The 6,731-nt window shown below is 62.5% G+C and carries 7 protein-coding genes; 5 read left to right on the top strand and 2 right to left on the bottom strand.

What is annotated here, in order from left to right; genetic code table 11:
- Positions 1-129 precede the first annotated feature (129 nt).
- The 4 genes from APY03_RS04140 (at position 130) to APY03_RS04150 (ending at position 2,822) form a co-directional block, all read left to right on the top strand.
- Positions 130-1,017, top strand: a complete 888-nt coding sequence (locus APY03_RS04140) for a hypothetical protein (RefSeq protein ID WP_146039543.1) — start codon at positions 130-132, stop codon at positions 1,015-1,017.
- 12 nt (positions 1,018-1,029) lie between these two features.
- Positions 1,030-1,203 (top strand): hypothetical protein, encoded by a 174-nt coding sequence (locus APY03_RS41185; RefSeq protein WP_157103371.1) that lies wholly within the window; start codon positions 1,030-1,032, stop codon positions 1,201-1,203.
- A gap of 343 nt (positions 1,204-1,546) precedes the next feature.
- Positions 1,547-2,320, top strand: a complete 774-nt coding sequence (locus tag APY03_RS04145; protein WP_068674186.1) for a hypothetical protein — start codon at positions 1,547-1,549, stop codon at positions 2,318-2,320.
- 91 nt (positions 2,321-2,411) lie between these two features.
- Positions 2,412-2,822: a hypothetical protein gene (locus APY03_RS04150; RefSeq protein WP_068674188.1), complete on the top strand. Its 411-nt coding sequence runs from the start codon at positions 2,412-2,414 to the stop codon at positions 2,820-2,822.
- Between the two features lie 405 nt (positions 2,823-3,227).
- Here APY03_RS04150 and APY03_RS04160 read toward each other — a convergent pair whose 3' ends face one another.
- Positions 3,228-4,643 (bottom strand): DUF6035 family protein, encoded by a 1,416-nt coding sequence (locus APY03_RS04160; protein ID WP_068674193.1) that lies wholly within the window; start codon positions 4,641-4,643, stop codon positions 3,228-3,230.
- Between the two features lie 941 nt (positions 4,644-5,584).
- On the opposite strand from APY03_RS04160, the gene APY03_RS04165 reads away from it, so the two are divergent.
- Positions 5,585-6,226, top strand: coding sequence for a hypothetical protein (locus tag APY03_RS04165; protein WP_068674195.1), 642 nt, complete (start codon positions 5,585-5,587; stop codon positions 6,224-6,226).
- Here APY03_RS04165 and APY03_RS42325 read toward each other — a convergent pair.
- On the bottom strand, positions 6,223-6,731 hold a 509-nt coding region (locus APY03_RS42325), incomplete at its 5' end, for an RNA-guided endonuclease InsQ/TnpB family protein (protein ID WP_198161210.1). The genes APY03_RS04165 and APY03_RS42325 overlap by 4 nt on opposite strands.

The following is a 6,731-nucleotide window of genomic DNA, read 5'->3' on the forward strand; positions in this document are numbered from 1 at the left end:
GTCGGGCCGCAGCGCCCCTCTCGATGCCGACGGGCTCGGCCTGGCGCCCGGCGCCAGCCGGTGCGGGCCGGCCTTAACCGGCACAAGAGTGGCTGCTAGCGGTTAAAAGGCGGGATAAGGGGCATAGAAATGCCTGTTAACCCGCGGCCGGCATTTGGCAGCGGCCTGGCCGTTGTCGTTTCCCTAGACAACGCAGGACAACAACCCTCAGAGGAACAAATGGCTACTCAAACCCAAACGGTTTTCAAGACCCAGGTGCTTCAGGCCCGTCGCGAGGTGAACTACCGCGATGTTGCCCACGGCATCGTGGTCTACAAGGACCATCGCATCTGCGCGGCCCAGCCGCCGGCGGACCCGTCGTTCAAGGCAGGCTTTGAGTTCAACACCACTACGGAAGGCTTCGCGCGCGAGGCGAACCTGCTTGACCATCTCAACACCGGTGCACCGCTCAAGGATTTTTCTTCAGCCTGCTTTGTGGACGATGAAGTCCTGCGAGCAGGCGCGGTGAAGGGCTTCTCCGGCATGCTGGAAGCACTGCAGAAGACGGCGCGGCTCACGAAGCCCTACTCGTGCTTTGTGTCGGGCGACGCCAACTCCAGGCACCTCGTGCGCATCGAAATGGGGAGCCACCAGGTGTTCACAATGGACGGTCTCCCGCGACCGATGGGGATTCACTTCGACTACATCGTTGGCATGATGGACAACCGGTCCTACGACCTCGAGCTCGCGCTGCACCTGCTTGAGGCCAATCCTCGGGTGCACTTCGAGACCGACCGGTCCGGTCGCAAGCTTCAGAACATTCCGTCGTACAACGCTGAAGACGGCCGGACGCAATGCTTGGAGTTCATCTTCGAGCCGACGGTCGAAGAGGCGGTGCGGATTCGGGACTGGCACCTCGCGCGCGACACGAAGCGCGCGGCCGGCGAAGAGCACGAGGCAATCTTTGTCCTTGACCTGCTCGGACTGCGCAAGGCAGGAGCGGCGCGATTCGACACGTACGCCGGCGTATACGACTGAGGAACTGCAGCGATGAGCTTGACCGCACGGGACAAGGCAATTCGAGGTGCAGGGCGCCGTCGCTTCATCGCGGAAGTAGTGACCGCTAGGCGAGATGAAGGCGGAGTGCTCGACAAGACCACCAACCGTCGCCTTGCAAAAGCGTTGAAGAACGAAGCGAAGTTCGCTCGACAAGCGCGACGCTAGCCGTCGCAGCGTCATTCCAAGACCGCACCAGCTCACGCTCGGTGCGGTCTTTCATTTCTCAGGCCGGAACCCAGAAAATATGGGAGTGTCCGCCGAGGACATGCTGGGCGTTCCGCGACCTGAACGTGGGCCGCTCCCTCGACGAGGTGCTTCGCATCCTGGACGGCGCACCAGGGGGCTTCGGCCAATTATCAGATTTCAGATAATCTTGAGTAATTCCCGGCGGCGCCCTCCCCACCGGTGACCTCCCCTCTTTTGCGCATGGTTGGGAAGCGAAGTGCTTTAGGGCGAGGCGTGGCTAAAGAGGGTCGATAGACGGTGGCCGACTCCCCTTGAGGCCACCATGGAAATCCAAACCCTGACGCAAGTCCAAACGCTCGACTCCCATCGCACGCTGCAATACTGCCGGGTGGCCCCCGGCTTCTTCGCGTTCCGCGACGAGTTCAACTGCGCCGGCGTGCCTCAGTTGTCTGCGGGGCTGGCCCCGCACATCCCTGCCAAGAGCGCTGCCGAAGGCGTCGCACGGCTAGAGGACATCCGCGCTCACCTGGAACATGGCGCAGCCCTTGTAGCCATGGAGAACGTGTTCTTCCTGGATGCCGACAAGCAGGCTGCAGCAGGTCGCGAAGGGTTCGAAGCCCTGGGTGACTGCGAGCTGCATCGTGCACTCACGCCGTTCACGAGCGTCACGCAGGGTGAGTGCGACGCGGACCACCTGTGCGTGGTCGACCCGGACGCCAAAATGCTCTTCACGCTCGCCGGCGAGGTCATCCAGACGGGCGTCAGGTTCGGTGACCCCGCCTCCATGATGACAACCGAGTTCTTTGACCTGGAGCTCGACCTGGAAGTGCTGAAGCGCAACCCGCGCGTCCACTTCCACCCGCAAGGCGGTGGCGAGCCCCGGGTGCAATGCTTCTCGAGGGCCAACAGCTACCCGGCCCACTACGTGCTGCACTTCGTGTTCGAGCCGACCTTCTCCCAGGCCAACCGGATGTGGGCCTGGCACAAGGCCAAGGCAACACCCGGAGCGGCCTACTCGCCGCAAGAGGCGGCCCTTGCGCTGGATGTGCTGGGCCTGCGCCTTGCCGGCGCGGAGCGTGCAGAAGTCGACGCCTGAACGGCTTTGTTTGGCTCCGGCAGCAGGCTCCGGCGCGTATGCCCCGGCTAAAATCGTGCCCTCCCCTACCGCGCGCCTAGAAGGATTTGCGATGAACGCCAAAGGCCCTGAAACAGGCCGCCTAGACCGTCAGCCCATAGTTTCAAAAATTGACCGGAACCCTGCTGGCGGCGTCCCGGCCCCCGAGGACAACGCGCTCAACCTGGCCGCCCAGGCTTGGCTTCAAAGCTTGCCATTCGGCGTACGACCGCGCCACATCCAAGTGCGGTTCCCGCGCATCGCGAACACGTTGTCCCTGCGCTGGAACAGTGAAAAGCTGATTCGCGAATGCTTCAAGGCATTGCTCAACCCGCAGCGGGCTTTCCGGATTCCCTTCCCTCCTCTCATCGAAGAGGAGCTGCGCGCGTTGGCCGAGTACCGCGGCCTCAAAGAGCCGCCGACCGTCAGCTTCGACGAGTTCCTGGAGGCAGAGTCCGAGACTGCTGCGCTCGCTGCGGCCTAGGTTCGTTGGTTCATCCGTTTGCGCCTGAGTACGAAAGTAGTCGGAGTGGGCAGCCGCCTCCGAAAATGAGCCCAGGTGCGTTGGTCGAGGCCCACAACGCGCCCTTTGGTTGGTGTTCAAGCGCGCCGGACGCCGCTAAGCTGACGCGACCGACAGCTAAGCCGGAGGGGCGCATTTGGCAGCAAAACCAGGGGTTCGTGATGGTGAGAGCACGCGGGAAGCCGTTTTGGAGGCTCTGCGTAGGGCGGCTGGGCCAATAGACGGCTACGGCATCGCCAAGGCCGCAAGGGTGAGCCCGCTCCAGGCCGGCAGGGCCTTGGAAAAGCTGGCTGCGGACGGACTTGCGGTCAAGGAAGACGAGCTCGATGGTCTGAGCGACCCCTCGGCCTCCTTCAGGCCCGTGGCCTAGAGCGACGCGGCAAGCTTGGCGGTTGCGCCGGCGAGCCTTGGGAACAGGAACTCGATGAGCCGGACCGTGGCCAGCTCTGGCTTGGGGTCCACGATGCGCTCTGCCTCGCGGGCGCGGTGTTCAGCGGCCTTGGTTTCCCAGGCGGCGTAGTTCCGAGCTTTGCGCAGTTGAGGCACCAGGCCGTAGACGCGTAGCGCCTTCCCCACGTACTCGAGGTACGGCATGACACGCGTGCGGTCACTGCGAGGGAGCGTCTCGTGCAGGACCTGGATGAGGCTGCTGAACTTGTAGCCGACCGGACGCCCCGCCTGGAAGGAGTAGAGAACCTTGAGGACGGTCTCTGGCAGCAGATGCGGGTACGCCGGCAGTTTCAGGTCCGCCTCCTCGAAGCGAAACCCGAGTTCTTCCCACTCCTCGCCTGGCACTTTTCCGTCCCCTATAGCGCGCAGCCACGTGTCTCGGAAGCGCTCACGAAGGGCCTCAGCCTCATCGGTGTCGTACCACCACGGTTGTTCGACCGGTGCGAAATAGGGGTTGGGCCCTGCTGCACGCTCGGCCGCGCGCAGCTTCTCCCGCGCGCCCTCGAAGTCGAAGTAGAAGGCCGTCTGCGAGGCGAGGTCGAGCGTCAACTCGTCGAAGCTCACGAGCTTGCGCTGGAGGTCGGAGACGGCGGAGCTGTCGGTCGCGGAAAGCGGATACCGCCAGACGCAATCGAGCATGAACTTGCCATGCTTTTTAGACGCTTCGACTGTTTCGGCAGTAACGACTAGGGCGTTCTGATTGTTGTTGAAGTAGATGTCGTCTTGGGTCATCTTGCGGATGCCTTCGTCGAAGTTTGCGAACACCCAGACAAGCAGCGCGCCTTCCTTACGGTAGAACAACCGGCGCCCGACGATGACGTCCAGGTAGGTTGATGACAACTGGACCTCAAACGCAACGCGCATGCCTTTGTGCTCCGCTCGAACGTCAGGGCGACGCATCTCCCCCGTGAGCTTTCCCTTCCAGGACGACTCAACCTCAGTGTTCGTGAATGCCGGGTCGACTTCGGTGCACTGCGCTATCCACTGCTTCATCTGGTGATGCAGCTCACTTTCCTTGGCACCGTTGTAGCGGATGGCGTCTATTTCGTCACGCGTAAGGTGAGCGCCGGTGTCGATGGGGCAGCCCCCAAGCTCGTGCACATGCCGAAAGTAGAACTGCTTCTGCTTGTCCATGCAATTGAGCTGGACCCCTACCCCACAGGGGGGGCAGGCGTACAGCGGGCGACCTTCGAACTGACGCTCCTTGAGCGTGCTGCGAAGAACGACGGCTGCGTCGTAGTCAGCGCCAATCGCCTGATTGGCTGAGAGAACGCGGCCCGACACCATGTCCAGGACCTCGGCAATCTTCGGCTTGCGAACTGCGAACGACATCTGCTGCTTCCCAATTTTGGCGACAGGAAAAGTCTACGCGCAGAGCGGCCGCGGCCACCGGAGTGTTTCTTACGAGGCGAGCTTGAGCGCCGGCGCGCGGCAAGCTGAGGACTTGCGCCTTCGTCTTGAGTCGTAGTAGAGGGCAACGAGCACTGCCCTCCCGGCACGGCGGGCGGGGATGCCATAGGCAAAAGAAAGCCCCGCTCGACGAGGGCGGGGCGTGGGAATCAGGGGCACGTTGCAACAGGCGGGTCTGTCGGCTTGGCTGGCGGGATGACTGTCATCGCTACGCCGAGGGCGGCGAGCCGGTCGCCGATGCGGTCGAATCTGAGCGTCGAACGTACAGTTGTGCGCTTTGTGCCGCCCTCCTCGAGCAGTTGGAGAATGCGGCATGCCGCGGGTGAGCTGCAACCGGCGGCGCGGAGCACGTCGAGGAAGGCCTTGCGGGCAGTCGGAGCGCCGACGAACTCCAGCCCTACTCCATCATGCGGGTCATACGGCCAGTCGGCCGTGAAATGTCTGCCGAACCTTGGTCGGTGCATTGGCGTCCTTCGGGAAAGTGGTTCTTTCCACGTGTAGCGACAACACCCCACCACGTTTCCTGAAAAACATTTCCAACGTCCCTCGGGAATTCCCAAGGTATACCCTGCGCCTCCTGGCGGGCAAGCGCGATGGAATCGGGACCGAATGGGCCGCTTGCTGGCGATTTCATGCCAGGCGCCGATGGCGTCGTGGCCTCAGCCCCGCCATCGCACTGCTGTTGCGCCGCTACCTGGTAGTGCAGCAGCGGAGACCGGTCGCGCGGGAGAGCGCAGCTGACGACCTGGTCATTCGGCACCTTTCGGCGCGCAAGGCGATGCGCCCGGCACGGCCCTCGGAGGCCCGCCCCGAATGGGTTTTGCGGGCGCCGTGTGGATAATCACCAAAACAAGAGGGGCATCATGAACGTTGGCGAGCAGCTGGTTTCCTCGTACCTTCGGTACATCAGAAAGTGCGATTTCATCCAGACGAACTTGTACACGGTCGACGTGCAGGGTGAGATTGACGTCGTGGGCATCAATCTCAAGGAGCGAAAGGTGTACGTGTGCGAGGTTGCTGTTCACCTCACGACTGGCCTCCAGTATGTCAAGGACAAGCGACCAAACAATGTCAACAAGCTCGTTGAGAAGTTCTCCCGCGACATCGCTTACGCTCGGAAGTACCTGGGGGAGTACGAGCACCACTTCATGCTCTGGAGCCCAATTGTCAAGGACAGCCAAGGGGACCCCCGATACAACCAGTTAGGACACTTGACCGAAGTAAAGAGGCAGATTTTCGAAGCTAGGCAGGTCGAGTTGGAGTGCGTGGTGAACGACGCGTTCTACTCAGCAATGCGGGAATTGAGAGAGTACGCAAGCCGGCAGTCGTCGGAGCTCCAATGCCCGCTCATGCGACTGCTGCAAATCGAAGAATTGCTCGCACGCCATGTGAGCAAGGGCGTTCGAGCGCCAACCGCGGGTGGCGCAGAGGTGCTTGCCGGACTTCCTGTCAAGCCCGACTGTCGAGGCCACCGGCACCGCTCATTGACATCCTCCCCGCCCTAAAGGACGGGGATTCCCACTGCTGGACGGCCATGCCCGGCCGCGGCACCCAGCCCTGAAGGGCCTGGTACCTTATTCACTGCGGCCGCACTCTTCGTCGAGCGCGAATCCGCAGCGGAAAACGTGTTCTCCAACCACACCAGCCCACGCGCAAGGATGTTGCGCGCCGCGTTCACATCGCGGTCGTGGGACGTGCCGCAACACGGACAGGTCCATTGCCGTACGGCGAGCCCAGCTCGACCCTTGGGGCCGGCTCGCGTGCCGCAGACGTTGCACTCCTGAGTGGAGAAGGATTCGTCGACCTCCGCGAACCAAGCACTTGCGTCATCGCACTTGTACTTGAGCATGGTTCGGTAGCTGCTCCAGCCCGCGTCGAGCACCGATTTCGCCATTCGGGTCTTCGCGAGGGAAGCGGCATTGACGTTGCCGACGAAGACCGCCGCATGGCTGTATGCCTGAACGGTGGACAGCTTGTGCAGGAAATCCTTCCTGCGATTGGCGACCTTGG

This window comes from Variovorax sp. WDL1 (assembly GCF_001541225.1).
Classification (GTDB): Bacteria; Pseudomonadota; Gammaproteobacteria; order Burkholderiales; family Burkholderiaceae_C; genus Variovorax.